This window comes from Paraburkholderia acidisoli (genome assembly GCF_009789675.1).
In the GTDB taxonomy this organism is placed as follows: domain Bacteria; phylum Pseudomonadota; class Gammaproteobacteria; order Burkholderiales; family Burkholderiaceae; genus Paraburkholderia; species Paraburkholderia acidisoli.
Genome location: NZ_CP046913.1, coordinates 2,622,546 through 2,648,727 on the forward strand (window position 1 = coordinate 2,622,546; position 26,182 = coordinate 2,648,727).

At 64.6% G+C, this 26,182-nt stretch carries 20 protein-coding genes; 7 read left to right on the forward strand and 13 right to left on the reverse strand.

The window, feature by feature from the left end; translation table 11 throughout:
* Positions 1–23: 23 nt before the first annotated feature.
* The 6 genes from wecB to gloA all read right to left on the reverse strand — a co-directional run bounded on the left by wecB (position 24) and on the right by gloA (position 7,643).
* Positions 24–1,172: a non-hydrolyzing UDP-N-acetylglucosamine 2-epimerase gene (gene wecB / locus FAZ98_RS11555; protein WP_158951341.1), complete on the reverse strand. Its 1,149-nt coding sequence runs from the start codon at positions 1,170–1,172 to the stop codon at positions 24–26.
* 48 nt (positions 1,173–1,220) lie between these two features.
* Positions 1,221–3,434: a polysaccharide biosynthesis tyrosine autokinase gene (locus FAZ98_RS11560; protein WP_158951342.1), complete on the reverse strand. Its 2,214-nt coding sequence runs from the start codon at positions 3,432–3,434 to the stop codon at positions 1,221–1,223.
* A gap of 3 nt (positions 3,435–3,437) precedes the next feature.
* Positions 3,438–3,884 (reverse strand): low molecular weight protein-tyrosine-phosphatase, encoded by a 447-nt coding sequence (locus FAZ98_RS11565; RefSeq protein WP_158951343.1) that lies wholly within the window; start codon positions 3,882–3,884, stop codon positions 3,438–3,440.
* A complete protein-coding gene (locus FAZ98_RS11570; protein WP_456093739.1) occupies positions 3,881–5,116 on the reverse strand; it encodes a polysaccharide biosynthesis/export family protein in 1,236 nt (411 codons plus the stop codon). Before FAZ98_RS11570 ends, FAZ98_RS11565 begins: the two co-directional genes overlap by 4 nt.
* 19 nt (positions 5,117–5,135) lie before the next feature.
* A complete protein-coding gene (locus FAZ98_RS11575; RefSeq protein ID WP_158951965.1) occupies positions 5,136–6,545 on the reverse strand; it encodes an undecaprenyl-phosphate glucose phosphotransferase in 1,410 nt (469 codons plus the stop codon).
* Between the two features lie 711 nt (positions 6,546–7,256).
* Complete coding sequence (gene gloA / locus FAZ98_RS11580; RefSeq protein ID WP_158951344.1) at positions 7,257–7,643, reverse strand: lactoylglutathione lyase; 387 nt, start codon at positions 7,641–7,643, stop codon at positions 7,257–7,259.
* 192 nt (positions 7,644–7,835) lie between these two features.
* On the opposite strand from gloA, the gene panE reads away from it, so the two are divergent.
* Both panE and FAZ98_RS11590 read left to right on the forward strand, forming a co-directional pair.
* A complete protein-coding gene (panE, locus tag FAZ98_RS11585; RefSeq protein ID WP_158951345.1) occupies positions 7,836–8,777 on the forward strand; it encodes a 2-dehydropantoate 2-reductase in 942 nt (313 codons plus the stop codon).
* A 118-nt stretch (positions 8,778–8,895) separates the two neighbouring features.
* Complete coding sequence (locus FAZ98_RS11590) at positions 8,896–9,837, forward strand: DMT family transporter (protein ID WP_158951346.1); 942 nt, start codon at positions 8,896–8,898, stop codon at positions 9,835–9,837.
* 83 nt (positions 9,838–9,920) lie between these two features.
* On the opposite strand, the gene rsmA is transcribed toward FAZ98_RS11590, so the two are convergent.
* From rsmA to FAZ98_RS11610, 4 genes are all read right to left on the reverse strand, one after another.
* Positions 9,921–10,742 (reverse strand): 16S rRNA (adenine(1518)-N(6)/adenine(1519)-N(6))-dimethyltransferase RsmA, encoded by an 822-nt coding sequence (gene rsmA / locus FAZ98_RS11595; protein WP_158951347.1) that lies wholly within the window; start codon positions 10,740–10,742, stop codon positions 9,921–9,923.
* 14 nt (positions 10,743–10,756) lie between these two features.
* Positions 10,757–11,782 (reverse strand): 4-hydroxythreonine-4-phosphate dehydrogenase PdxA, encoded by a 1,026-nt coding sequence (gene pdxA / locus FAZ98_RS11600; protein WP_158951348.1) that lies wholly within the window; start codon positions 11,780–11,782, stop codon positions 10,757–10,759.
* Between the two features lie 18 nt (positions 11,783–11,800).
* Complete coding sequence (locus tag FAZ98_RS11605; RefSeq protein ID WP_158951349.1) at positions 11,801–13,174, reverse strand: peptidylprolyl isomerase; 1,374 nt, start codon at positions 13,172–13,174, stop codon at positions 11,801–11,803.
* Positions 13,175–13,275: 101 nt separating this feature from the next.
* Positions 13,276–15,654 carry an LPS-assembly protein LptD gene (locus FAZ98_RS11610; protein WP_158951350.1) on the reverse strand — a complete coding sequence of 793 codons (2,379 nt, stop codon included), beginning with the start codon at positions 15,652–15,654 and terminating at the stop codon, positions 13,276–13,278.
* Between FAZ98_RS11610 and FAZ98_RS35365 the strand changes: the two genes are divergently transcribed.
* Genes FAZ98_RS35365 through murU form a run of 3 tightly spaced genes read left to right on the forward strand, consistent with a single transcriptional unit; the run spans position 15,584 to position 17,707 of the window.
* Positions 15,584–15,883 (forward strand): hypothetical protein, encoded by a 300-nt coding sequence (locus tag FAZ98_RS35365; protein WP_199272342.1) that lies wholly within the window; start codon positions 15,584–15,586, stop codon positions 15,881–15,883. The genes FAZ98_RS11610 and FAZ98_RS35365 overlap by 71 nt on opposite strands.
* A gap of 17 nt (positions 15,884–15,900) precedes the next feature.
* Entirely contained in the window at positions 15,901–16,962 is a 1,062-nt protein-coding gene (locus tag FAZ98_RS11615; protein ID WP_158951351.1) for an aminoglycoside phosphotransferase family protein, read from the forward strand.
* 58 nt (positions 16,963–17,020) lie between these two features.
* Entirely contained in the window at positions 17,021–17,707 is a 687-nt protein-coding gene (gene murU, locus FAZ98_RS11620; RefSeq protein ID WP_158951966.1) for an N-acetylmuramate alpha-1-phosphate uridylyltransferase MurU, read from the forward strand.
* Positions 17,708–17,815: 108 nt separating this feature from the next.
* Here the strand turns inward: murU and FAZ98_RS11625 are convergent, their stop codons facing one another.
* Entirely contained in the window at positions 17,816–19,741 is a 1,926-nt protein-coding gene (locus FAZ98_RS11625) for an ABCB family ABC transporter ATP-binding protein/permease (RefSeq protein WP_158951352.1), read from the reverse strand.
* 316 nt (positions 19,742–20,057) lie between these two features.
* On the opposite strand from FAZ98_RS11625, the gene FAZ98_RS11630 reads away from it, so the two are divergent.
* Entirely contained in the window at positions 20,058–20,453 is a 396-nt protein-coding gene (locus FAZ98_RS11630; protein WP_158951353.1) for an acyl-CoA thioesterase, read from the forward strand.
* A 25-nt stretch (positions 20,454–20,478) separates the two neighbouring features.
* Here FAZ98_RS11630 and FAZ98_RS11635 read toward each other — a convergent pair whose 3' ends face one another.
* Positions 20,479–24,390 (reverse strand): sensor domain-containing protein, encoded by a 3,912-nt coding sequence (locus FAZ98_RS11635; protein WP_233272606.1) that lies wholly within the window; start codon positions 24,388–24,390, stop codon positions 20,479–20,481.
* Positions 24,391–24,652: 262 nt separating this feature from the next.
* Positions 24,653–25,135 (reverse strand): nitrate reductase associated protein, encoded by a 483-nt coding sequence (locus FAZ98_RS11640; RefSeq protein ID WP_158951354.1) that lies wholly within the window; start codon positions 25,133–25,135, stop codon positions 24,653–24,655.
* Positions 25,136–25,369: 234 nt separating this feature from the next.
* Between FAZ98_RS11640 and fdhD the strand changes: the two genes are divergently transcribed.
* Entirely contained in the window at positions 25,370–26,158 is a 789-nt protein-coding gene (fdhD, locus tag FAZ98_RS11645) for a formate dehydrogenase accessory sulfurtransferase FdhD (RefSeq protein ID WP_407672062.1), read from the forward strand.
* The last annotated feature ends 24 nt before the right edge of the window (positions 26,159–26,182 follow it).

A 26,182-nucleotide genomic window follows, 5' to 3' on the forward strand; every position in this document is an offset into this window, starting at 1 on the left:
TCCTTAACTATTTTCTGAAAGCATTATTCCGCGCCGGACGCGGCATCCCACCAGCCGTCGAGCGAATGCGCAATGCGGTCGCATGCGTGCCCATCGCCGTAGGGGTTATCGCCGCGCGCCATGGATGCGTAAGCCTCGCAGTCTTCCAGTAACTGAGTGACGCCATCTACAATCGCGCGGGCATCCGTTCCAACCAGGCGCACTATGCCGGCATCCACCGCCTCCTGGCGTTCCGTCGTGTCGCGCATCACCAGCACGGGCTTGCACAGCGACGGCGCTTCTTCCTGAATGCCGCCAGAATCGGTCAGGATCAGGTGAGCACGATCCATCAAACAAACGAATGGAAGGTAGTCGAGCGGTTCGATCAAATGAACGTTCGCGATATCCATCAGCAGACGATTGACGGGTTCGCGCACGCTTGGATTCAAATGCACCGGATAAACAATGTCGATGTCTGGAAACGCTCGCGCCAATTGGACGAGCGCAGAGCAAATGCGTTCGAAGCCGTGGCCGAAGCTTTCACGACGATGCCCGGTTACAAGAATAAGTCGTCGCGCGGGATCGAATTGCGGGAGTGCACGCTCGGCTTCATCACGCAATCGGGCATCGGTTGCAAGACGCTCGCGCACCTGCAGTAATGCGTCGATAACGGTATTCCCCGTCACAACAATCGAACCCGGAGCCACACCTTCTGCCAGCAGATTCTGCCGAGCTCTCCCGGTAGGTGCAAAATGCACTGACGCCAACGCACCGGTCACTTTGCGGTTTGCTTCTTCCGGCCATGGCGAAAGCAGGTTGCCAGTGCGCAGCCCGGCTTCGACGTGCGCAACAGGCGTACGTTGATAGAACGAGGCAAGCGTCGCGGCCATGGTAGTCGTCGTGTCCCCATGCACAAGCACCATGTCAGGCTGGGCTTGCGCGAGAACATCGCGCATACCACTCAGGATCGACGTCGTAACGTCGTACAGATCCTGGCCACGCTTCATGATGTTGAGGTCAAAGTCAGGGCGAATTGCGAACAGATCGAGCACCTGATCAAGCATCTCCCGGTGCTGACCGGTCACGCACACCTGACAGCGAATTCCAGGCTCCATCTGCAAACGTTTAACGAGTGGCGCCATCTTGATCGCCTCGGGCCGCGTCCCAAATGTTAGTAATACTTTCTTTTTCATTTTGTTTTCTGTTGGATGCTGGACACCCTCCAGCGAGGGTGTCTTTCCTCAGTCGGACTTATTGCTGTAGTTCGAATACGCGCCGTAGCTCGTTCCGCGCTCGGGCACGTCCGTAAGCAGCAGACCATCCACTCGCACGCCCGAACTCGCGAGTTGACGCGTGCATTCGCGGAGTTCGGCTGCCGAGTGGCGCCCGTGACGCACGACCATCAGCGTTGCACCCGCATGTTTGCCAATCACAACTGGATCGGTCACGGCAAGCACGGGCGGCGAATCGACGATAACCATGTCGTAGCTTCCGGCAAGTGACTTGAGCACGTGCCCGAGCCGTTCGCGAACCAGTAACTCTGCTGGACGATCGGGAATGGTCCCCGACAGCATCAAGTCGAGATGCGGCAGTACCTCGCGGCGAATCACGTCCTTCGGGTCACGTCCGGTGAGAACATCCGACAACCCCGGCTTGTTGTTGATCGAGAAGTAGCTATGAACGTCGCCACGGCGCATGTCTGCGTCGATCAGCAAAATGCGCTTGCCTGTGGCAGCCAGCACGGTGGCCAGATTCACCGAAACGAACGACTTGCCGACGCCGGGACGCGGCCCGGTGAGCATCACGATGTTGTTTTCAGGTTTGAGCACCCCGAACTGCATCGCGGTGCGCAAGCCGCGTAGACCTTCCACTGCGACGTCATCCGGATACACTGCGGCAAGAACGGCGGGACCGGTCGGATTTCGACGCGCCGATTGCCGGAGTGCCACCTCCTTGTCACTGTGCGAAATGATCGCGTAGACGGGGACGTCGACCGCATGCTCGATTTCCGCTGGGCTTTCGAGGCCGCGATTGAACATGCGGCGAGACAGCGCGATGGCACATCCGAGCAACACGCCGAGCACGGCGGCTACCGCCAGGACCATTAGTTTGCGCGGACGAACCGGCTCTTCCGGCACGACGGCGTAGTCGACGGTGCGAACATTACCAAGTTGACCGGCCTTCAATACCCGTAATTGCTGCGTGCTATCGAGCAACTTCATGTAGAGATCGTTGTTTACCTTCACATCGCGCATGAGACGCAGTGCCTGTTGTTGCGTCTCGGGCAATGCGGTCACCTGCTGCTCATACTGATCCTGCTGGTGCTCAAGTTCAGCGATTTGTGCGTCGACGGCGGCGACCGCCGGATGCGATGGCGTATAGCGTTGGACTAGTTCAGCACGCTGCTGCTGAAACTGCGTGAGCCGCGTCCTCGCATCGACAACGCTTTGCAGAAGCAACTTTCCTTGCGCGTCGAGATCGATTACCCCAGACTTCTCGCGATATGCGTTGTAGCGAGCCTCGGATTGATCGAGTTCCGCGCGGAGTTGCGGCAACTGCTCACCAAGGAAATCGAGCATCTGCTGCGCTTGAGCGGATCTTCGATCGACGTTGCGCTGTACATACAGGCTCGCGATCATATTAACGATAGCGGTAATGCGCGACGCGTCCTCGCCGTCGAGTTTCATGCCAATGATTCCCGACTGCTTGGTCTTCTCGGCAATGTCGAGGTTCTTTTGAAGGCGCTCGACAGTCTGCTGTGTGGGGAGCCGCTTAAGGTCGAAATGCGCGCCCGGCAGCGCAAGCAATGACATCACCTTGAGTGTGACGGCACCGTATTCCGTGTTGCCCGTGGCCAGCGTACCGACGCGCCCGCGAATCACCACATTTCCATTCGGCGCGGCCAGTTCAAATCGTTCATCGGCTTGCGCGGTCAGCGTGAATTTGGCGTTGAATAATGCCGGGGGAACATCGAATTGCCCCACAACGATACGTTCGCCACCCCAGGAAAAGCCGGTCAGCCCCAAGATAGGTGGAAGCAATTCGTTGCTGCGTTTGGATCGGTACCGCGCAACTGTCGCCCCGATAAACGGGAAGTAATGCGGTCGCGCATCGACATCGACGTGCAGCCTGCTCACCGTTTCGCCAACCACTGCGCGCGAGCGGATCAACTCGATTTCGGCGTCGGCTGTCGCCTTCTGCTGAAAGAGCGACGCCAGATCGCCCAACTTGTCATTGATCGAGCCGGCTCCCGAGTCGTCATCCACCTGAATCATCGCGTCGGCGCGATAAACCGGCGTACTCAGGAAGGCGTACATCGCGCCAAGCAGAAACACAACCGCGGTGACGACGCCGATCAGCGAGAGGCTTTCGCGGAGTACCGCAAATAACTCCGAGAGATCGATTTCATCGTCGTCCGATGGATGGTTGGACGGATTTTTCTTGAGAAGAGTCATGTTTCAGTGAACCTGCTGTCCTGCCAGGACGTCACACCAATGCGCGACGCCATGTTCGATCTGCGCGACAGCCAGATCGAACGTTGTGCGATGACGGCGATAGGGATCGACGATGTCGATACCCTCCTCGCCTTCGATCAGACGAAATACCTTGCCCCGGGAGAAAGGCCACGCGGACTCGATCTGTTCACGCTGCACTTTGGTCATCGTGAGAATCAGATCGGCTCCGCGCACGCGCTTGTCAGTAACTGATGAGGCGATGTGTTCATCGAGAGCGACACCGCGCTCGCGCGCCAGTTGGACGATGAGCGGGTCGGCACTCTCGCCCGTTAGCGCGTGCGTGCCGGCAGAACTAAACGCAATGTCTGGCAACGATCGGGCGAGCATCGCGCACGCAAGCGGGCTGCGGCAAATGTTGCCTTCGCAAACCACGAGTACGTTCTCAATCATTTAGCCACTAGCCCTGCGGTCAAGCCCGCGTTGATTGCCGGTATCAGCAGGGAAAGAACGCGGTTGAAGCGAACCAGTCCGTTACCATCGACGTACACGACGTCCTTGGGTTGAAGGTCGAATTCTTTCGCCACAAGCATCGCCACCGGCGATCGTCCATCAAGGTGAAACACCTCGGGTTTCCCGTTCAAAGCGCCGCGAATCACGAACATTTGTGCTGCGTCGGCTGTTGATGCATTGACACTGCCGGCCTGCGCGATCGCGTCGGCCAGCGTGATACGGCCTGTGCGGCGCGGAATGGCTGAGATGGGCTTGTTGACTTCGCCCATGACATAGACGTCGTTTTCGTCGCGCGCGACGACGTGCAACATGTCGCCGGGCTTTAGATAGAGCCGCGAGGGGCTTTGCCCGCTCGCCACCATCTGCGTGAGGTCGATACGATGAGAGCTGCCGCCGCGCACAAGCACGAGATCGCTTTGATCGGCTGAATCCGCAAAACCGCCTGCGCGCGAAATGGCTTCGTAGAGCGACATCGGCACGTCGTTCACGGCGACAACACCGGGATTGCGCACTTCGCCGTCGACATACACTTCGTGCGCGCGATACGACGCCATTCGCACGGTCACCTGAGGCTTGACGAAGTAGCGGGCCAAGGCGGTGGTCAAGCGGCGCTGCACTTCCTCCGCGCGAAGTCCGGCAACGTGTAACGTGCCCGCATATGGAAAAGTGAGATCGCCTGCTTGATCGACGACGAAACCGGAATACGGATCAGCTGGCCGATTAGACGCCTGGGACTGGGAGCCGCCCATCGCTGCTGCAATTTCGGGGTGATCCCAAACGACGATCTGCAGCACATCGCCCGCACCGATGGTGTAGGGCTGCGGTGCCCCCGCAAGCAATTCGAGTTGCGCGCGCTGCTGCTTCAGCCGTTCATCTTGAAATACTTTCAGCAGTGCGAAGTTAAGTTCAGTGATGGCAATGTCAGGCGTGCTCGCGCTGGCGTTGGACGCCGGCGGCGTTGCCTTGCCTTCAGCGGATTTCTCCGTCTCAGTTGAGCCGGCCTTCCAGTCACCGCCCGCCAAAGCCGGCGACTGAGCCGCCCCCTGCGACACAGTCATGCGCATGCCCGGCGCGACCGCGCATGCGCCCAACTCAGCGCAAAGCGCAACGGCCGCACCAAGGCACAGAAGTCGTGGCCGGTTTGCAATCGGCTTGTTCAATCGTTTCAGCACGTCTCTACGTTCCAGCTAGTCAATACGCGTTGCGGTGGACTAGTCCCTTGAAAATTGTCGCGACAATGATGCGCATGTCGAGACCGAAGGACCAGTTGCTCAAATAGAAGAGATCGTGTTCGACGCGCCCTTCCATCTTTTCGATGCGATCGGTCTCGCCACGAAAGCCGTTCACTTGCGCCCAACCCGTTATGCCCGGCTTGATGCGGTAACGATGGATGTAGCCGTCGACAATATTTTGATAAAGCGTGTCGTGCTCGATGGCGTGCGGCCGTGGTCCGACCACCGACATATCGCCGCGCAGAACGTTGAGAAACTGGGGCAACTCATCAAGGCTGGTACGACGTAAAAATGCGCCCACACGCGTAATGCGCGGGTCGTTCCGTGTCGCTTGCTTGACTACGCCATGCGCCGCCTGATGTATCCGCATGCTGCGAAACTTGTAAATCTCGAAGATCCGTCCGTTGGCGCCCTTACGCTTTTGCGTGAAGAGCACTGGACCTGGCGAAGAAATCTTTACAGCGAGTGCGATGGCAATGAGCAACGGACACAGCATGGTCAACGCGCATAGGGCGAAAGCACGATCGAATCTGTCCTTGATCACCAACGCGTCCGACGACAGGGGCGAGCCGACCAGATTGATCGCTGACGCGCCCTCAAGTTTGATCATCTCGCCTTCGAACAAGGCCATACCGCTCACGTCGGGAATGAAGCGGATATTCACGAGATCGCGACGGAACAATTCGATGAAATCGAGAATGGTGCGCTCCTCCGAAAGCGGCAGCGCGAGCCAAAGCTCCTTGACCTGATAGCGACGCACATACTCGGCGAAGCCTGATCTGTCATGGAACGCAGGCATCGCGCCGGGCGCTGCCGCCATGTCCAGACCCGTATCGAAGATCGTCGAGACAATCCAGCGCGAATTGGGAGTCGACTCGATCTTTCGCAGCAGCTGTCGGCAGTGTTCGCCGCTTCCCACTATGGCGACGGCTCGCGAGCCTGCGATGTGACGTTCGCGACGACGGCTGAGCACACAGGCGACCAGGCGGACAAGGACGAGCCCGGTGCCCGAAAAAAGAGTCCAGCGCAAGACCCGGAGATTGTCAGGGCGCCACGGATCGCCGAGGATCACGACGACGACCAGCGCTACCACGAGCGACAACAACCAGGCGAGCACCGGCGCACAGATACAGCGCACGAAGATGCGACGATGTCCGATTCGATACAGGCCAAACAGAGGAAAGACTAACGCCGACACCAGGAGCGCGAACGCGAGTAAAGCACTGTCATAGCCGCCACCGTCAGGCAACCGCTCAAACCGCGCAGCCACAAGCGCACCGAGCGCGATCACGGCGAAATCCAGCGTGCGCGTCAATACGCCGCCATTACGCGGCGGCACACCGACGAAGCTTTGTGCAGGCAAATGCATAGAACGATTCCTGAATGAATTGGATTGCGCGTCGCCAACGACACGACTCGTCACAACGAGCGCAGCCCGTTTGCCGAATTTGGCGAGCAATTCATTCGAGAAAAGTCCTGCGACGCCATACATTTGCGAAGAAGAAAATAAGAAAGTTGAATCTTCAAGATTCGATAAGCTGCCCACATATTTCCGCCTCTCTCAGCAGACTCAAGGACCTTCACGCTCGTGAAAAAGCAGCTTACCGATCACTACAAGCGCGGCGACGTCAGGCGCCCACTTTCACGCAGCAAGCGCTAGTCGAGCTGTATTTTGAATTTATGACCGAAGGAAGGAGTCTCGTCGACTTTGGGATTTGCGCATATAGGAACAGTCCGAATTGGGAGATCCACCAGCGCAGAGATGACTCAACAATGCCAAAAATTTCACGTAATCTCCGATTTCGTCGGGATATTTACAAAAATCTATACATTGTATTAGGTAGTACTACTTATATTTAGGAATTTTCTGTAGCCAATCACACGGTCGACAGTGCGGACGTTGCAAGGGGAGACGATGACCTTGATTCAATTCAGAAGAAAAGCACCCGCTTCGAATCGAGTAGTTTTTAGTTAATTAAGTTGCTTTACTCGATATTTATTTTAAAATTAATAAAATCAATACAACTTTAACAATCTGGTCGGGCGACGCCAGAATTCTGGCGTCGTCGACGGAAAATTGTTACCCCTTCTTCTGAATAAACTCGATCTTGTATCCGTCCGGATCGGTCACGAACGCAATCACGGTCGTGCCATGCTTCATCGGGCCGGCTTCGCGCACCACCGTGCCGCCCTGCTCCTTGATTTTCGCGCAGGCCGCGTAGGCATCTTCGACCTCGACCGCGAGGTGTCCGAAGCCGGTGCCAAGATCGTAGGAAGGCGTGTCCCAGTTGTGGGTCAGCTCGATCACCGTGCCGTCGCGCTCATCCGTGTAGCCCACGAACGCCAGCGTGAACTTGCCGTCCGGGTAGTCTTCGCGGCGCAGCAGTTTCATGCCGAGCAGCTCGGTGTAGAACTGGATCGAACGATCGAGATCGCCGACCCGAAGCATCGTGTGCAAAAGGCGCATGGGGGACTCCGTTATGCCGTCGTGAAAAGCGGGACTGTACCAAAATCCCGCTGGGCCTGCCCGCGGCGGCAAAGTCCGCCGATTTGCTCTAGCATGTTCGCCATCCCGAAATTGCCGGCCGTCCGCGGCGGCAGTTTCGCTGGCCCAACGTCATCAACAGACGCGTAAGTAACAAGCGACAAGGAGTAGGACATGCGGATTCTGGTTGTCGGTGCAGGTGCAACGGGCGGTTACTTCGGCGGCCGGCTCGCCGCCGCTGGGCGCGACGTGACGTTTCTGGTGCGCGAGGCGCGCGCGGCGCAGTTACGCGACGAGGGCCTCGTGATTCGCAGCAAGGCCAACGGCGATCTCACGCTGCGCGACGTCAAGACGGTGACGAAAGACACGCTCGATACACCGTTCGACTTGATCCTGCTCAGCTGCAAGGCTTACGACCTCGAGAACGCCATCGACTCGTTCGCGCCCGCCGTCGGCCCCGAAACGCAGATCCTGCCGCTGCTCAACGGCATGCGTCATCTGGACATCCTGCAGGCGCGCTTCGGCACGCAAGCCGTGCTCGGCGGCATCTGCCTGATCGCCTCCACGCTCAACGACAAGCGCGAGATCGTGCATCTGAACGACTCGCAGGCCATCACGTTCGGCGAACTCGGCGGCGGCGTCTCGGCGCGCGCGCAGACCATCGCCGAGACCTTCGGCAACGCCGGCTTCGCCATTAAGGCGAGCGGGCAGATCCTGCTGGACATGTGGGAAAAGTGGGTGTTTCTCGCGACGCTCGCGGGCAGCACGTGCCTGTTTCGCGCGCCCATCGGCGCGATTCTGGCCACGCCCGACGGCGCCGCGACCATCGAGCGCCTGTTCGCCGAATGCCGCGCGATTGCCGCCGAACACGGCCACGCGGTGCGCGAGAGTTTCCTCGAACGCTCGCGCGCCATGCTGTTCGCCACGGGTTCGTCGCTCACGGCGTCGATGCTGCGCGACGTGCAAAACGGCTCGCGCATCGAAGCCGACCACATCCTCGGCGATCTGATCCGTCGCGGCGGCGCGGCGCAACGCTCGGCGAGCGAGCTGTCGGTGCTGCGCATCGTCTATAGCCAGTTGAAGGCGTACGAAGCGCTGCGCAACGACGCGAGCTGACCGGGTCGAAAGCCGCAAAGCCGGGCGCGGCCACCCTGTCGCGCCTGGGGGCATCGTCGGGCGACCGTAAGGTTTTTGCTATCGTTAGGCTCCAATCTTCCTGGCCGAGCGTCCTTCGATGAGCACCGTTGCCCTGCCCGTGCGCCGCGTGCCGGACGCGCAAGCCGTCGTCCTCATGATCGCCCTCTGCGCGATCTGGGGCTTTCAGCAAGTCGCGATCAAGAGCGCGAATGCCTCCGTGCCACCGGTGTTCCAGGCGGCCTTGCGTTCGGCGATCGCGGCCATGCTGGTGTGGGGCTGGGCGCGCGCACGCGGCACGCCGCTCTTTCGCGCCGACGGCACGCTGGCCGCCGGCCTGCTCGCGGGCAGCCTGTTCGCGGCGGAGTTCGTCTGCATCTTCGTCGGCCTGACGATGACGAGCGCCACGCGCATGGCGGTGTTTCTCTACACCGCGCCCTGTTTCACGGCGCTCGGCCTGCACTGGTTCACGCCCGGCGAGCGCATGCGGCGCACGCAGTGGATCGGCGTGTCGATAGCGTTCGTCGGCATGGCGCTCGCCTTCGCCGACGGCTTCGTGCGTCACGGTTCGGCCAGCGGCGCGACCCACGCGATGCTCGTTGGCGTTGCCGGCGACGCGCTCGGCGTGCTCGGCGGTATCGCCTGGGCCGCGACCACGGTCGTCGTGCGCTCAAGCCCGCTCGCGCGGGTGAGCGCGAGCAAGGCGCTCTTCTATCAACTGGCGGTTTCGGCCGTGGTATTGCTCGCGCTTGCGGCGGGCGTCGGCCAGATGGAAGTGCGCGCGGTCACGCCGCTCGCGGTGCTGAGTCTCGGCTATCAAGCCGTGGTGGTCGCGTTCGTGAGCTACCTGACGTGGTTCTGGCTGCTCACGCGCTACATGGCTTCGCGGCTTTCGGTCTTCTCGTTTCTCACGCCGCTCTTCGGCGTGACGTTCGGCGTGCTGCTGCTCGGCGAATCGTTCAACTACCGTTTTCTCGCGGCCGCCCTGCTCGTGCTCGCGGGCATCGCGCTCGTCAACGCGCCCGCGAAGCGGCGCGCCTGAATCGCTCGCGCGCGAGTGACGTCGCGCGGCGTCTTACCCGTGTCGTGCGATCCGGTCGCCTGACGGGCCGCGCGTCACACGCCTCAGACCGCGCTTTCCAGCGCCTGCGCGAGCCGCACGTATTCGTCCACGGGCACTTCCTCGGCGCGGCGCGCGAGATCGAAACCGAGCGCGTCGAAATCGAGCCGGTCGCGATAATCGGCCAGCGTATTGCGCAGCATCTTGCGGCGCTGCGAGAACGCCGCCGTCACGAGTTCGCCGAGCAGCACGCCGTTCACCTTCGCCAATTCGTGCGGCGCGTACGGAATCATGCGCACGATCGCCGAATCCACCTTGGGCGGCGGCTGGAACGATTCGGGCGGCACGTCGATCAGCTTGTCGATCACGTAGCGATACTGCAGCATCACCGTGAGCCGGCCGAACGCCTTGCTGCCCGGCTCGGCGATCATGCGCTCGACCACCTCGTTCTGCAGCATGAAATGCTGGTCGATCACGCGCTCGGCAAAGGTGACGAGATGGAACAGCAGCGGGCTCGAAATGTTGTACGGCAGATTGCCGACGATGCGCAGCGAAGGCGTCTCGCCCGGCGCCGCCAGCGAGCCGAAGTCGAACGCGAGCGCGTCGCCCGCGTGCAGTTCGAGCAGCGGCCCGAACTTCTTCGTGAGGCGCGCGATCAGGTCGCGGTCCAGCTCGACCGCGTGCAGCGGCGCTTCGGGTGTGGCGAGGCGTTCGATCAGCGGCTCGGTGAGCGCGCCGAGACCCGGCCCGATTTCGACCATGCGCTCGCCGCGCTGCGGGCGAATGACGTCGACGATCGAGTCGATCACGCCCGTGTCGACGAGAAAGTTCTGGCCGAAGCGCTTGCGCGCGAAGTGGCCCTGGTGCTGTCTGCTGCTATTGGACATCGTTTCGAAATCTGTCAGAGGCCGCGCCGGTGGCGCGCCATCGATACGGCCGTGTCGAGAGCGGCGATCAGGCTGCCCGCATCCGCGCGGCCGGTACCCGCGAGGTCGAGCGCGGTGCCGTGATCGACCGAGGTGCGCACGATCGGCAAACCGAGCGTCACGTTGATGCCCTCGCCGAACGTCGCGTATTTGAGAACCGGCAGGCCCTGGTCATGGAACATCGCCAGCACGCAGTCCGCGTCTTTGAGGTAGCGCGGCTGGAACAGCGTGTCGGCGGGATACGGGCCGCGTGCGTCGATGCCTTCGGCCGTGGCGCTCGCGAGCGCCGGCGCGATGATGTCGATTTCCTCGCGGCCGAGATAGCCGTTCTCGCCCGCGTGCGGATTGAGGCCGGTCACGAGAATGCGCGGCAACGGCACGCCGAAATGGTGGCGCAGGTCGTGATGAATGATGCGCAGCGTTTCGACGATGCCTGCCACGCTCAGCGCCGCCGAAACGTCCTTGAGCGGCAGGTGCGTGGTCGCGAGCGCGACGCGCAGCGGGCGCGCGCCGGTGCCCGCGAGCATCATCACCACGCGCGGCGTGCCGGTGCGTTCGGCGAGGTATTCGGTATGGCCGGTGAACGGCACGCCCGCGTCGTTGATCGTGCTCTTTTGCAGCGGCGCGGTGACGATCGCGTCGAACTCGCCGGCCGTGGCGCCGTCGATCGCGCGATCGAGCAGCGCAAGCACGTAGCGGCCGTTGGCGGCGTCGAGCTTGCCGGCCTGCACGCGCGTGCCGAGCGGGATGTCTTCGATTTCCACGGGCTGGGTCGCGAGCAGCGCGGCCCAGTCGACGTTGACGGCTTTCGCGCGCGCTTCGAGCAGCGCCCGGTCGCCGAGCACGACGAAGCGGGCGTTGGGCCAGTGAGCGGCCGCGCCCGCGAGCGCGGCGACGGTGAGTTCGGGACCGACGCCGGCCGGCTCGCCCGTGGTGATGGCAATGCGGATCGGGCCCGCCTTCCGCGGGGCCGGAGCCGGCGACGATGCGGAGGCGTTCATGGCTCGATTTCCTTTGGCTTAGTTGCTCTGCGGCGGCGTCATGCCCGCGATCTTGTAGCTCACGTAGGCGCTGTCTCGCAGCTGGCGCAGCCAGTCGGCGTAAGCCTGTTCAGCCTTGCGCTGACCGATGGCCTGGCGCGCGAGGTCCATCTGCTGGGCGACCGAGCCTTCCGCGTCGCGGCGGCCGAGCACCTGGATCAGGTGATAGCCGTATTCCGTGCGCACCGGCTCGCTCAGCTGGCCGTCCTGCAGCGTGTTCATGGCGCGTTCGAATTCGGGCACGGTTTCGCCCGGGCTGATCCAGCCGAGGTCGCCGCCCTGCGAAGCCGAGCCGTCCTGCGAATAGGTACGCGCGAACTTGGCGAAGTCGCCGCCCTGCGCGACCTGCTGGCGAATTTCGAGCAGTTTCTGGCGCGCCTGCTGCTCGGACATGCCGTCGCCCACGCGCAGCAGAATGTGGCGCACGTGCGTTTGCACGAGCTTGGTGGCATCGGCGCTCGTGCCCTGACCCTGGCGGCGCTCGACGAGACGCACGATCTCGAAGCCGTCACTGGTGCGGATCAGCGAGGGATTCACTTCGCCCGGACGCAGCGTGGAGGCCGCCGTCACGAATTCCGGCGGCAGCTTGGCCGCCGGCAGGAAGCCCATGTCGCCGCCCTTGCTCGCGTCCGGCGCCTGCGAATTCGACTTCGCGAGGCTTTCGAACTTGCTGCCCGACTGCGCCTGCTTCAGCAGCGCGTTGGCCTTGGCCTGGGCGGCTTCGATGTCGGTTTCCGAAGCGTTGAGCGGCGCCTTGACGAAGATGTGCTCGAAGTGCAGGTCGTTGCTCTGGCCCGCGTTCGGTCCGCGCTGGCTCGCGATGTAGTTCGCGACTTCGGCGTCGGACACCGAGATCTTGCTGTCCACTTCCTTCTCGCGCAGGCGCGAGAGCGTGAGTTCCGTGCGCGCGTCGCGCGTGAACGTGCTCCAGGGCACGCCCGCCGCTTCGATCCGCCCGCGGTACGTGGCGAGGTCCATGCCGTTCGCCTGCGCGAGGCGCTCGAGCGTGCGGTTCACGGCGGTGTCGTCGATGGTGATGCCGTCTTCCTTGGCCTTCTGGAGCTGGATGCGTTCGAGCACCATCTGGTTGAGCACCTGCGCGCGCAGCTGGTCGCTCGGCGGCACCGGCGCGTTCTGCTGCTGCAGGCGGCGCGCGATCAGGTTGACGCGGTCGTCCAGCTCGCGCTGCGTGATCACGCCGTCGTTGACGACGGCCGCGATCGTGTCGACGGTCTGGCCGTTGTTCGCGCCCGGGAGCCCTTGAGCTTGCGCCGGCGCGGCCGGCAGGATGCCTGCGATGGCGATGAGACTCGCAGCGTACGCTGCCAGGCGAAGCTTTTTCATGATTCCCACAGATACTCCAAAGTTGGCGGGCACGCTTCACCCGTCTCTATGCAACCGACCCCGCGCGGCTCCTGGGCACGCCTCACGAAGAAAGCGCGCCGGATCACGCGTTATTGATAATCCGTGAAGCGCGACGGCAACGGTCCCGAACCCGGCACCGGCGTGTAGCCCGGCACGCTGGCCTTGAACGCCGCGACGAGGCCGTTGTCGACGTTCGAAAAGCCCTTGAGCGTGAGCTGCGCGAGGAAGCGCGTGGCCGAATTCGTGCCGCCCGTGGTGTTGATGCCGTTAGCGTAACGCTGAAGCCCCACGCCGAGCACCCAGCAATCCGCGTCGTACTGCATGCCGACCAGGCCGTCCACGATCCGGTGACCGCTCAGATCGTAGTTGAAGCGGCCCACGGCGTATACCCGGTGCGAGAACGGCCATTGCGCGGAAACCAGGATCTGGTTGATCGGCTCGTTGTCGAGCGTGGTGTTCGCGCGGGTGTAGCGGTAGGCGATGTTCAGCACGCGGCTCGGGCCGGGGCTGTAGCCGAAACCGACGCTCGCCTTCGTGAGCTGGTTGTTGTCGGCATTATATTGGAACGCCGTTTCCGAAGCGAAACCGCGCCCGATCTTGAATGCCGCGCCCGCGATCAGGTCCGAGTGCGTCGCGTCCGTGGTCGAGGCGGTCGAGCCATTGCCCTCGGCCAGCGTGACGCGCTGATCCTGGAAGTAATACTGCTGCGCGAGCACGAAGCGCGCACGCTCGTCGCCGCTTGCCGGATCGAGGAAACGCGTGGTGATCGCGGCGGTCAGGCGGTTCGCGTCGGCAATGCGGTCGTTGCCGACGAAGGTGTTCGGCGTGAAGATTTCCGCCAGACCGAAGTCCGACTCGGCCGTGTCGAAAAGGGGCGCGAACTGCTGGTTGCGATACGGCGTGTACACGTAGTACAGGCGCGGCTCGAGCGTCTGGATGTAATCCTGGCCGAACAGGTGCACCGAGCGGTCGAACACGAGCCCCGTGTCGAAGCTAAAGGTCGGGATCGACTCGGTGAAGCTCTTGGGCGCGCCCACGTCGTCCGTGCCGATGTTGCTCAGGTTGTAGTCCGCGAAGTGCCATTGCACCTTCGGCGTGACGAAGTACCCGGGCCCCATCAGCGAGTACGACACGTACGGATTGAAGACGACGCGGTCGCCCTCGGTCGCGTCGGCCGTGGTGATGCGGAAGCGCGTGTAGTCGGCTTCCATGCCGTAGTCGAAGCCGCCGACGTTGTACTTCGCGTACTTCACGTTCAGCTCGGGCTCGCGGCCGTACGGCGCCACCGAAGGCTCCAGCGTCTGCCAGTGCTGCCAGCGCGTGAGCACGGACCACGGCCCATTGTTGTACGTGAGGCCGGCTTCCTGCTGATACAGCGTTTGCGTGCCGTTCAGAAACTGGTTGGCGGCCGACTGCAGATCTTCCGGATAGGTGTTGTCCGAGACCTTGTTGTAGTAGATGTAGCCGCCGAACCCGTTGCCGAAGTCCTGGTTGTGCTGCACGAACAGCGCGTAGCGGTTCGTTTTCGTGATCGCGTCGTTGGGCAGGAAGGTGCCGGTGATCGAGCCCGAGTAGTTGGTCGAGAGATACCGGTAGTTGCCCTGCAGGAACACGCCGCGCTTGGAGATCAGCTCCGGCGTGAACGTGAAGTCGCGGTTCGGCGCGATGTTGAAGTAATACGGCAGCGAGACTTCGTAACCGTTGGTCGAGCTGATCGAGAACGTGGGCGGCAGCAGGCCGCTCTTGCGGTCGCCCGACAGCGGGAACGACAGCCACGGGCTCGCGAAGATCGGCACGTTCTGGAAGAACAGCACGGCGTTGTGCGCCACGCCTTCGTCGCTGCCGGTGTCGAAGTCGAACTCGCTGCCCTTGATGTACCACGCCGGATCGGTCGCGCACTGGCACGCCGTGTAGGTGCCGGTCGTGAGCACGGAGCGCTCGTTGTCGAGCAGGTCGGCGCGCTCGGCGCTGCCGGAGCCGCCCGTGAGCGAGAAGTGGTACTTCGGCGCGGGCATGAAGCCTTCGTTCGCCTCGACCCGCAGGTGCGCCTCGGGGCCCGCGAACGAGGTGCCGTTCTGCACGACCACCACGTGACCGTATGCGTCGGCGGTGTCGGTGTCCTGGTCGTAGTGCAGCGCGTCGCCCTTGACGACGTTCATTCCCTGGCGCAGCTCGGCCGCGCCCTTGACCGCGAGGTCGGTGTCGGTCGTGCCGGTGGTCGAATCGCCGAGCACGAAGGTAGCCGGATGGCGCCCCTGCACGTTGGGGTGATCTTCGAGCTGCGGCGCGAGGCGCAGGCTCCACGGGCCGTCCAGCGGCGCGGGCAGCGCGGCGTCGCCCGCGAGCTGGGCGTGCGCGAGCGCGGGCACCAGACCGGGCACGGCGAGAAGTGCCGCGATGAGCCGCCGCTTGACCGGCACGCCGTCATCACTATTGGAGATCGTCTGGAAAAACTGTCTGGGCGGCATGTATGGTTTTGGCGTATCGGCCCGGCCGCCTGCCCGCTTTCGATGGTGGCCCGCCGGCGCGACCGGCCGCCCGATGAACCGGATCGGGCCGGACTGCATGCAATTATTGACATTTCATCGGCGTAAGAACTTTGCGATGAATGCGGCGAGCGAACCGTCCTGCGGGCTTTGGCGCGAGTCGCGTCAAAAAAGTCGTGGGGTATTATATGGCAAGACGTTGTTCCACTGATTTTGCCTCTGGTTTTCATGACTTCCACCGCCGCGCCCGCCCCTTCCCACGCCCCCGCCGACCCGCGCCGCGAGCTGCTCGCCGCATGGCTCGGCGCGCACGCGAACCGCTACGCTCTCGACCTCGCCACGCTCGCGCCCGCCTCGTCCGACGCGAGCTTTCGCCGCTACTTCCGGCTCGCGAGCGCGGCCGGACACGGCGCGACATTGATCGCCGTCGACGCCCCGCCGCCCGAAAAATGCCGCGAATTCGTCGAAGTCGCCGGTCTGCTCGAAGCGGCCGGCGTGCACGTGCCGCGCGTGCTGGAAGTCGATCTCGAAGCAGGCTTCATGCTGCTCACCGACCTCGGCACCGCGCCGTATCTGCCCGCGCTGCAGGCAGCCGGTCCCGGCCCGCGCTCGCGCGAACTGCTGCGCGAGGCGCTCGACGCGCTCGTGCGCTGGCAGTCGTCCTCGCGCGAAGGCGTGTTGCCGCCGTTCGACGAGGCGTTCCTGCGCCGCGAGATGGAGCTGATGCCCGAGTGGTTCCTCGGCCGCCATCTGGGCCGCGAAGTGAGCGAAGCCACGCGCGGCGTGCTCGATCGCACTTTCGCGCTGCTGGTGGCGAGCGCGCGCGCGCAGCCGCAGGTGTTCATGCTGCGCGACTTCATGCCTCGCAACCTGATGATCGCCACGCCCAATCCGGGCGTGCTCGACTTCCAGGACGCCGTGTACGGGCCGATCACCTACGACGTCGTCTCGCTGCTGCGCGACGCCTTCCTGAGCTGGGACGAAGATTTCGAGCTGGATGCGTTCGCGTACTACTGGGAGCGCGCGAAAAAGGCCGGCCTGCCCGTGGATGCCGACTTCGGCGAGTTATACCGCCAGCTCGAATGGATGGGCCTGCAACGTCACATCAAGGTGCTGGGCCTCTTTTGCCGCATCAATTATCGCGACGGCAAGCCGCACTACATGGACGATCTGCCGCGCTTTCTCGCCTACGCGAGCAAGGTCGCGCACCGCTATCGCCCGCTCGTGCCGTTCGCGCGCCTGCTCGACGACTTGCAGGGCACGGCGGTCGAAACCGGCTACACGTTCTGACCGGCACGCCATGACTGAATCGACGCAACCCGCGGCCGTCCCGACCGTACGCACCGCCATGATCTTCGCCGCCGGCCGCGGCGAGCGCATGCGCCCGCTCACCGACACCAGCCCGAAGCCGCTGCTCGAAGCGGGCGGCAAGCCGCTCATCGTCTGGCAGATCGAGCGCCTCGCGGCGGCCGGTTATACGCGCATCGTCATCAATCATGCGTGGCTCGGCGCGCAGATCGAAGCCGCGCTCGGCGACGGTTCGCGCTTCGGCGTGACGCTGCTGTACTCGCCCGAGCACGACGCGCTCGAAACGGCGGGCGGCATCGCGCAGGCGCTGCCCCTGATCGAGCAGGACGGCACGCCCGCCGTGTTCCTCGCGGTGAGCGGCGACGTCTTCAGCGCCTTCGATTTCACCACGCTCGGCGCGCGCGCCCAGGCACTCGCCGCGCGCGCGCAACCGGGCATGCATCTCGTGATGGTGCCGAATCCGCCGTTTCATCCGCGCGGCGACTTCGCGCTGACGCCCGCGGGCACGCTCGCGCTCGAGGGCGCGCCGCGCTACACCTTCGGCAATATCGGCCTCTACGACACGCGCATGTTCCGCGATCTCGCGCCGGGCACGAGGCGCGCGCTCACGCCGTACTATCGCGAGTCCATTGCGCAAGGGCGCGCGAGCGGCGAGCTTTACGAAGGCGTGTGGGAAAACGTCGGCACGCCCGCGCAGCTCGCGGCGCTCGACGCCCAGTTGCGTTAGTACCTGCGTTAGTGCCTTCGTTAGCCCGCGCGTCAATGCGCGCGCCAGTCCGCCGGTCGTCGCGCTAACGCCCGGCGCCCTCGAGTCGATACGACACGCCGTGCCGCCTCACCCGCCGGCCGGTGTCGTCGACGATTGCGGCGCGGGCGCCGCCTCGCCCGCCGGGTCCGCCTCCGTCCCATCGCTCGCGCGTTGCTGCTGCAACGCCCACATCTGCGCATAGTGGCCGCCCACGCGCAGCAACTCCGCATGCGTGCCGCGCTCGACGATGCGCCCGCGATCCATCACGATGATCTGCTCCGCGTGCACGACCGTGGACAGCCGGTGCGCGATCACGAGCGTCGTGCGCTCGCGCGCGATCTGTTCGAGTTCGTGCTGGATCGCCCGCTCGGAACGCGAATCGAGCGCCGAAGTCGCCTCGTCGAACAGCAGGATGGGCGGATTCTTCAGCACCGTGCGCGCGATCGCCACGCGCTGCTTCTCGCCGCCCGAAAGCTTCAGGCCGCGCTCGCCCACCGGCGTGTCATAGCCCTTCGGCAAGCTCTCGATAAACGCGTGAATGTGCGCCGCGCGCGCCGCCGCGATCACCTCGTCGCGGCTCGCCGTGGGCCGGCCATAGGCGATGTTGTAGTAGATCGAGTCGTTGAACAGCACCGTGTCCTGCGGGACGATGCCGATCGCCGCGCGCAGCGACGCCTGCGTGACGTCGCGAATATCCTGCCCGTCGATGGTGATCGCGCCGCCGCTGTTGCCGGGGCCGGTGCGATCGAGATCGTAGAAGCGGAACAGGAGCCGCGCGAGCGTCGACTTGCCCGACCCGCTGTGGCCGACGACCGCCGTGGTCGTACCCGCCGCGATCGTGAAGCTCACGTCGTGCAGGATCTGCCGCGACGGCTCGTAGGCGAAGTTCACGTGCGTAAAGCGCACCTCCGCGCCACGCACGGCGAGCGGCGGCGCGTTCGGCACGTCGGCGACTTCGCGCTCGACGTTCATCAGCGTGAACATGCGGTCCATGTCGGTGAGGCTTTGCTTCAACTCGCGATACACCACGCCGAGAAAATTGAGCGGAATGTAGAGCTGCAGCATGAACGTGTTGATGAGCACGAGATCGCCGAGCGTGAGGCGCCCCGCCATCACGCCCTGCGTGGCGCGCCACAGGATGAACACGAGCCCCGTGCCGATGATGGCCTGCTGCCCGAAATTGAGCGCCGAAAGCGAATGCTGCGACTTGATCGCGGCCTGGCGGTAACGATGCAGATTCTCGTCGTAGCGCTGCGTTTCCCACGCCTCATTGCCGAAGTACTTCACCGTTTCGTAGTTGAGCAGCGAGTCGATCGCGCGCGAGTTGGCGCGCGAATCGAGTTCGTTCATGGTGCGGCGAAAATGCGTGCGCCACTCCGTGACCTTCACCGTGAACACGATGTACGCCACCAGCGCGGCGAGCGTGACGAGCGCGTAATACGCCTCGTATTTGACGACGAAAAAGCCGAGCACGAGCCCGACTTCGACGAGCGTCGGCAAGATGCTGTAGAGCGAATACGAAATGAGCTGCGTGATGCCGCGCGTGCCGCGTTCGATGTCGCGCGACATGCCGCCCGTCTGGCGTTCGAGATGAAAGCGCAGCGAGAGCGCGTGCAGATGACGGAACACCTTGAGCGCGAGCTGGCGCACGGCGCTTTCCGTGACCTTCGAAAAGAGGATTTCGCGCAGCTCGGTGAAGAGCGAGGTGGAGAGCCGCACGATCGCGTAGGCCACCACGAGCAGACCCACGCCGCTCGCGAGCACAATGCCGGGCGCGTGCTCGCTGCGGCCGAGCGCGGTGAGATGCTGCACCGACGACAGCCCGTCGACAATGTGCTTCATCACGATCGGCACACCGAGATTGGCCACCTTCGCGCCGATCAGGCACGAGAGTGCGAACGCCACGCGCCATTTGTAGGCGGTCAGATACGGCAGCAGCGAAAGAATGGTCTGCCAGTCGTTGCGCGGCCCGGTGGCGGGCGGCGCGGGATCGTTGGAAGCGGAACGGCGCATGGGCGGGAAGCGGGCGATGAGCGGGCGATGGGCGGGCGAAAAGCACGCGAAAGCGGCCGCGCGGCATGCCCGGCGTGCGAGACAAGCACGCGCGTGGCACGCGCGACGAGCGGTATGGGGAGGAGCGGCGACGGGTTGTGGCCGGCACGCGCGCGGCGCGCCGGCTCCCGTACAATTCCTGATCGACGTATTGTCGCAGAAGGCGGCACGCGCCGCTGACGGCCGAATGTGCGCTCGCGGTTGGGTCGGAAGACCAATCCGCCCGACGCGCCCCCGTGTTCGCTCCCCGCTTTGTCATTCTTGAGAAGACCGCACCATGACCGACTCCTACCCGCTCCCCGATAAAGCGCCCGCGCTGCGCGTCGTTCCGCAGCCTTCGGACTCGAACATGCACGGCGACGTGTTCGGCGGCTGGATTATGTCGCAGGTCGACATTGCCGGTTCGATTCCCGCGAGCCGCCGCGCCAACGGCCGCGTCGCGACCGTCGCCGTGAATTCGTTCGTGTTCAAGCAGCCGGTGTTCGTCGGCGACCTGCTGAGCTTTTACGCCGAGATCGTCAAGACGGGCACGACCTCGGTCACCGTCGACGTCGAGGTCTACGCGCAGCGCATGCGTCTGCAGGAAGAAGTCGTGAAGGTCACCGAAGCGACGCTCACCTATGTCGCGACCGGCGCGGACCGCCGCCCGCGCCCGCTGCCGCCGCTCGAGTAACGCGCGCCCGGTCGCGGGCGCCGCGTCAGGCCGTCCACGCGAGTGCGGCGGTTTCGTCGTCGGCCGAGGTGCTCGCGCGCAGCAGCGCCGCCGCCTCGTCGCCGGGCAAAGGCGGCGCGAAGAAGTAGCCCTGCAATTCGTCGCACGCGCGCTCGCGCAGGAAGGCGAATTGCGTCGAGGTCTCCACGCCTTCCGCGATCACCTGTAGCCGCAACTCGTGCGCGAGCGCGATGATGGCGGCCGTGATGGTTTCGTCGTCGCTGTTCGAACCGATGTCGGCCACGAACGAGCGGTCGATCTTGAGCCGGTCCACGGGCAGCCGCTTCAGATAGCTCAGGCTCGAATAGCCGGTGCCGAAGTCGTCGATGGCAATGCCAATGCCGAGCGCGTGCAGCTCGTTCAACATCGACACCGCTTCCTCGGCGTTGCGCATCAGCGTGGATTCGGTCAGCTCGATTTCGAGCCAGCACGCTTCGAGGCCGGTTTCCTGCAGCACTTCCTTCACGAGTTGCGCGATGTCGCGCTGATGGAAGGTCTTCGCCGAAAAATTCACCGAAACGCGCACGGGCGGCAAGCCTTCGCGCTGCCACGCGCGATTCTGCCGGCACGCCTCGCGCAGCACCCAGTCCGAGAGCGGCCCGATCAGCCCGCTCTCCTCGGCCACCGGAATGAACTGCGAGGGCGAGACGAGCCCCGCCTCCGGGTCGCGCCAGCGCACCAGCGCTTCCATACCCACAATGCGCCCGCTCTCGATCTCCACCTGCGGCTGGTAGTGCAGCAGGAACTCCTGGTCGCGCAGCGCGCGGCGCAGGCGCCGTTCGAGATTCATGCGCGCGCCCACGCTGGCGTTCATCTCGGGCTGGAAGAACTGGAACGTGTTGCGGCCCATGTCCTTGGCGCGATACATCGCCACGTCGGCTTTCTTGAGCAGGGTTTCGGCGTCGTTGCCGTCCTGCGGGAACACGCTCGCGCCCATGCTGCAGCCCACGTACAGCTCGGTGCCGTCGACCCAGACCGGCTCCGAGATCATCGCGCGCGCCCGCTCCATCCAGCCGATCAGCGATTTTTCGTCGATGGTGTCCGTCAGCACGATCACGAACTCGTCGCCGCCGTGGCGCGCGACGGTGTCGCTCGTGCGCGTGCAACGCTGCAGGCGCTCCGCGACCACGCCGAGCAGCCGGTCGCCGACACTATGGCCGAGGCTGTCGTTGACGTTCTTGAAGCCGTCGAGGTCGATGAACACCACGGCCACGCCGCTTTCGTGACGCTGCGCCTGCACCAGCGCCTGCTGGAGCCGGTCGCGCAGCAGATTGCGGTTCGGCAGCAGCGTGAGGCTGTCGTAGTTGGCCTGATATTCGAGCTGTTCCTGATAGCGGATCAGCTCGGTCACGTCGTTGATGATGCCGATGTGATGCGTGATGCGGCCGTCGAGATCGGGCACCGGCGCGATCAGCAACTGGTTCCAGAACAGCGCGCCGTCCTTGCGATAGTTGCGCAGCACGGCGCTCACCTCGCGATTGGCGAGCAGCGCCTTGCGGATCGCGACGAGGCCTTCCTGATCGCGGTCGTCGCGCTGCAGCAGGCGGCAATCCTGGCCCGTCACTTCGGCGGGATCGTAGCCCGTGATGCGCTTGAACGCCGGGTTCGCGTACTCGATCAGATTGCTGCCGCCCGGCCCCGGCGCGCTGATCAAAATGGCGTTCACGCAGGCGTCGAGCGCACGGCTTTGCAGGCGCAGCGCGAGATCGGCGCGCTTGCTTTCGGTCGTGTCCGTGTAGGTGCCGAGCACGCCAATCACGCGGTTGTCGCCGTCGAGCAAGGGCAGCTTGCTCGTGAGCGTCGTGCGATGCAGGCCGTCGATCGTGTGGCCTTCCTCGAAGTTGATGCGCGGCAGCCCCGACTCGATCACTTCGCGATCCTGCTCGCGCATCAAGCCCGCGTAGGCGCGCCACGGCAGATCGTCGTCGGTCTTGCCGATGATCTGCTCGGGATACGCGAGGCCGGCGTCGCGCGCGAAGGTCATGTTGCAACCCAGATAGCGCGCCTCGGCGTCTTTCCAGAAGATGCGCTGCGGAATGTTGTCGATGACCGACTCGAGCATCTGGTTCGAGCGCTGCGCCTCGGCTTCGGCCTTGATCTGTTCGGTCACGTCGTCGGCGAGCACGAACACGGCCGCGCGGCCGAGGAACACGAGCGAGTGATGCGAGATGTCGGCGCTGATGGTCGAGCCGTTGCGGCGCCGATGGTGCCAGATGCCGGCCATCGTGCGCACGTGCTGCGTGAGCGTGTCGGAGCGCGCGAGATGCTGTTCGAGGCGCGCGGCTTCCTGCGGCGAGCGAATCTCGCGAATCGACATGGCGAGGAATTCCTCCTCGCTGTAACCGTACTGCTGGATCGCGGCCGTGTTGACGGCGAGAAAGCGCAGCGTCTCGCGGTCGAACACGTACATCGGCACCGGATGCGCGTCGAACAGGCCCTGAAAACGCTCGCTGCGCAGACGCATGCCGCTCACGGCGCGCAGCTTCTCGCGCGCGGCCGTTTCGCGCGCGCCGAACGTGTAGATGAGGAGCGTCGCGCCCGCCAGCATCGTCGCGAGCAGCAGAATGGAGGCGTGGCTGCCCGAGCGCGCCGACTCGGCGAGCGCGTCCGAGAGCGCGCGATCGGCGGCGCTTTGCAGCGCGGCGAGCTGGGCTTCGATGCGGTCCACGCGGGTGTCGAGGCGCACGTATTCGGCGGCAAGCCAGGCGTGGGCGGCGGCGTCGGTGGGGGCCGCCGAAGTCGCGAGGGTCGTCGCCGGATTGGGCTGGGCCTGGGCGCCCGGCGCTGCCGTCGCGGTCGGCGCGGCGTTGCCGGCCTGGCTCGCGTAGCGCGTGGCGGCGAGCGCGGCGTTGGCCGCCGGGGCGATCGGCGTAATCGTGGTCGTGGAGGCGGTTGCTGGCGCGGTCGTCGGCACGGTCGCAGACGCGGTGTTCGCGTGATTCGCGTAGAGCGAGTCGCCGGAAACGGCATGATTGGCCGCGGCGCCGGGCGTAGCGGCCGACGCGGCGCCCGCGCGTTTCGCGTAGAGCGCGGCCGCGAGCGCAACCGGGCTTGCCGGTGCGGTCGTCTCGGTCGTTGCCGCGCTCGCCGGCGCGTTGGCGGCGTGGTTCGCGTAAAGCGCGCTGGCCAGCGCGAGCTTCGATGCGCTCGCGGCGTCCGCGGTCTGCGCGGCTTGCGGCGCGGCGGATGCCGTATTGGCAGCTGCATGGGCCGCTGCATTGGCCGCCGGATTTGCCGCTGCATTGGCAATTGCATTGGCCGCCGCCGGATTCGTCTCGACAGGCGCGGCGTCGAGCGCCGTCCCGGCCGTTGCGGTCGGTGCCGTGTCGATCACGCCCGTCACCACGTGGCCGGTCGTGTAGGTGTTGTAGGCGGCGTTCGCGCCTTCGGTGCGCGGCGCCAGCGGCGCGTGCGCGGCATGCGCGGGCGTCGCCTCACGGGGCGTGGCCGCCGCAACCGCGGCGGCGCTGGCACCCGCGGCACGCACGGGCGCATTGCCGATGCGCTGCCCCGCATGCGCGAGCGTCGCGTCGATTTCCCCGGCGACCTGTGTCCCTTCGGCGGCCGCCGCATCGAAGCGCGCCGCGAAATCCGCGTTGCCGGCGAGTTCGGCACGCAGCGCACGGCCCGTCTCGTCGAGTTCGGCCACCCGCGCCGCGCGTACCTGCGCCGGTTCCCCTTGCCCCTCCATCGCCAGATGGCCGAGCGCACTCACGCCGCCGCCGAGGGCGGCGCGGTAACGGTCGAGATCGTGGCGAATGCGCGCGGCTTGCGCGGCCCGCGCGTCGATCTCGCGCTGGGCGCCGAACTGCGTCCACGCGACGAACGCGTTCGCGCCGAAGGCCGCCACGACGACGGCCATGTTGATGAGATGGCGCTTCGAAAAGAGAAGGTTCATGAATGCCGAGCGTCGAACGGCCCACGCGGCGTGCGTGGGTTGACGGGTCGCGACGTGCGCGACCGGTCGGCGCCTGAAGCGCCAACCCGGATAACGGCATGCCCTCAGCCGAGCTTGAGGGCCCGGATCTCAAAAGTGGGGAAAAATCGCGCGCAAACGATAGCGTGAAGCAGGATGTTGCGCATCAATGCTCAAACGTCAAATACTGCACATCCCAAACTTATGACGAATCGATGACGCGCTACCTCATCGGCAACCGGACTCAGCGCGGCACGGCCAGCCCGAATTCGCGCATCGCGGGCACGAAGTCGTGATTCGCCTCCGGCTTGCGGGCGAGTTTCGCGAGCACGTAGCGCTGGAACGGCGCGAGCTGCGCCCAGTCTTCGAGGCCCGGCTCGCGCAGGTTGGCGAGTTGCGCCTGATGGGCGAGACCGGCCGGCACGTGGTTCACGTCGCGCCACGCGGGCGCTTCCTCGGCGGCGAACCATTCGGGCTCGACGTTGGCGTGGGTGCGCATCATCTCGAACAGCGCGTGGTCGAAATTGGGCTCGATCTCGGCGTCTTCGTCGACGGGAAAACAGGCGAGCAGACGGCGATCCTCGTACGGCAGCAATTGCCACTGCGCGAGCGAAATACGCAGCCCGAAACGATCGAGATTGAAGCGCACGCACATCGGAATGAAAGTGAGATTCTCCGACGAGTCGTGCTCGAAGCGGAAAAGGAGCGGAGCTTCGTGCAATGCCATGGCAATATCCTCGCGATGCGGAGCCGAGCGTCGCGCCCCCGCTTGAGGTATTTTAGAACCTTACGCGCGCGGCGCATGCCACGGCGTCCCCGGTCCCGGGAGCGCTATCGGAACGCAACCGGCGCGCAACCGGCGCGCCGCCTCTGCCCTCATGGAGCTTTTCGCTTGAACGACCCCGTCCTGCCGCTCGCCGCCTCGTCCACGCCGCACGAAGGCGAAGGCGAAACCGGCGCGATCGCCGTGCGCGTGCACCGGCACCGCGGCGACGATGTCCGCACGCTCGACGACCACGTCGGCCAGGAATGGCCCGTCGCGCTCGTCTTCAACGGCATTTCGCACGCGGTGATGATGTGCACGCCGCGCGACCTCGAAGCGTTCGCCGTGGGCTTCGCCATTTCGGAAGGCATCGTCGGCCGCAACGCCGACATTCAGGACTTCGAGGTGTATCTGCGCGAAGACGCCGAGGTGCCGCACGCCGAAGTGCACCTTACCGTCGTGCAGCAGGCCTTCGCCGAACTCAAGGAAAAGCGCCGTGCGCTCGCGGGCCGCACGGGCTGCGGCGTGTGCGGCATCGAAAGCATCGACCTGCTCGATCTCGAGCCCGAGCGCGTGCCCGACACCGGTTTTCTCGCCCGCCTCGCCCCCGACGCCATTGCGCGCGCCGCGCGCGAACTGCCGCAGCATCAGGCGCTCACGAAACTCACGGGCGGCCTGCACGCCGCCGCATGGTGCGACGCGAACGGCGCGATCCTGCGCGCATTCGAAGACGTGGGCCGCCACAACGCGCTCGACAAGCTCATCGGCCAGTTGACGATCGAGCGCGCCGACACGCAGCAAGGTTTCGTGTTCCTCTCCAGCCGCGCGAGCTACGAACTGGTGCGCAAGGCGGCGCGCGTGGGCATTCCCATGGTGGCCACCATTTCCGCGCCCTCCTCGCTCGCGATCAACATCGCGAAACGCGCCGGACTGCGGCTCGTGAGCTTCTGCCGCGAGTCCGGTTACGTCGATTACGAAACGGCGTAAGCCGGACGTGAAGCGCGGCGTAAG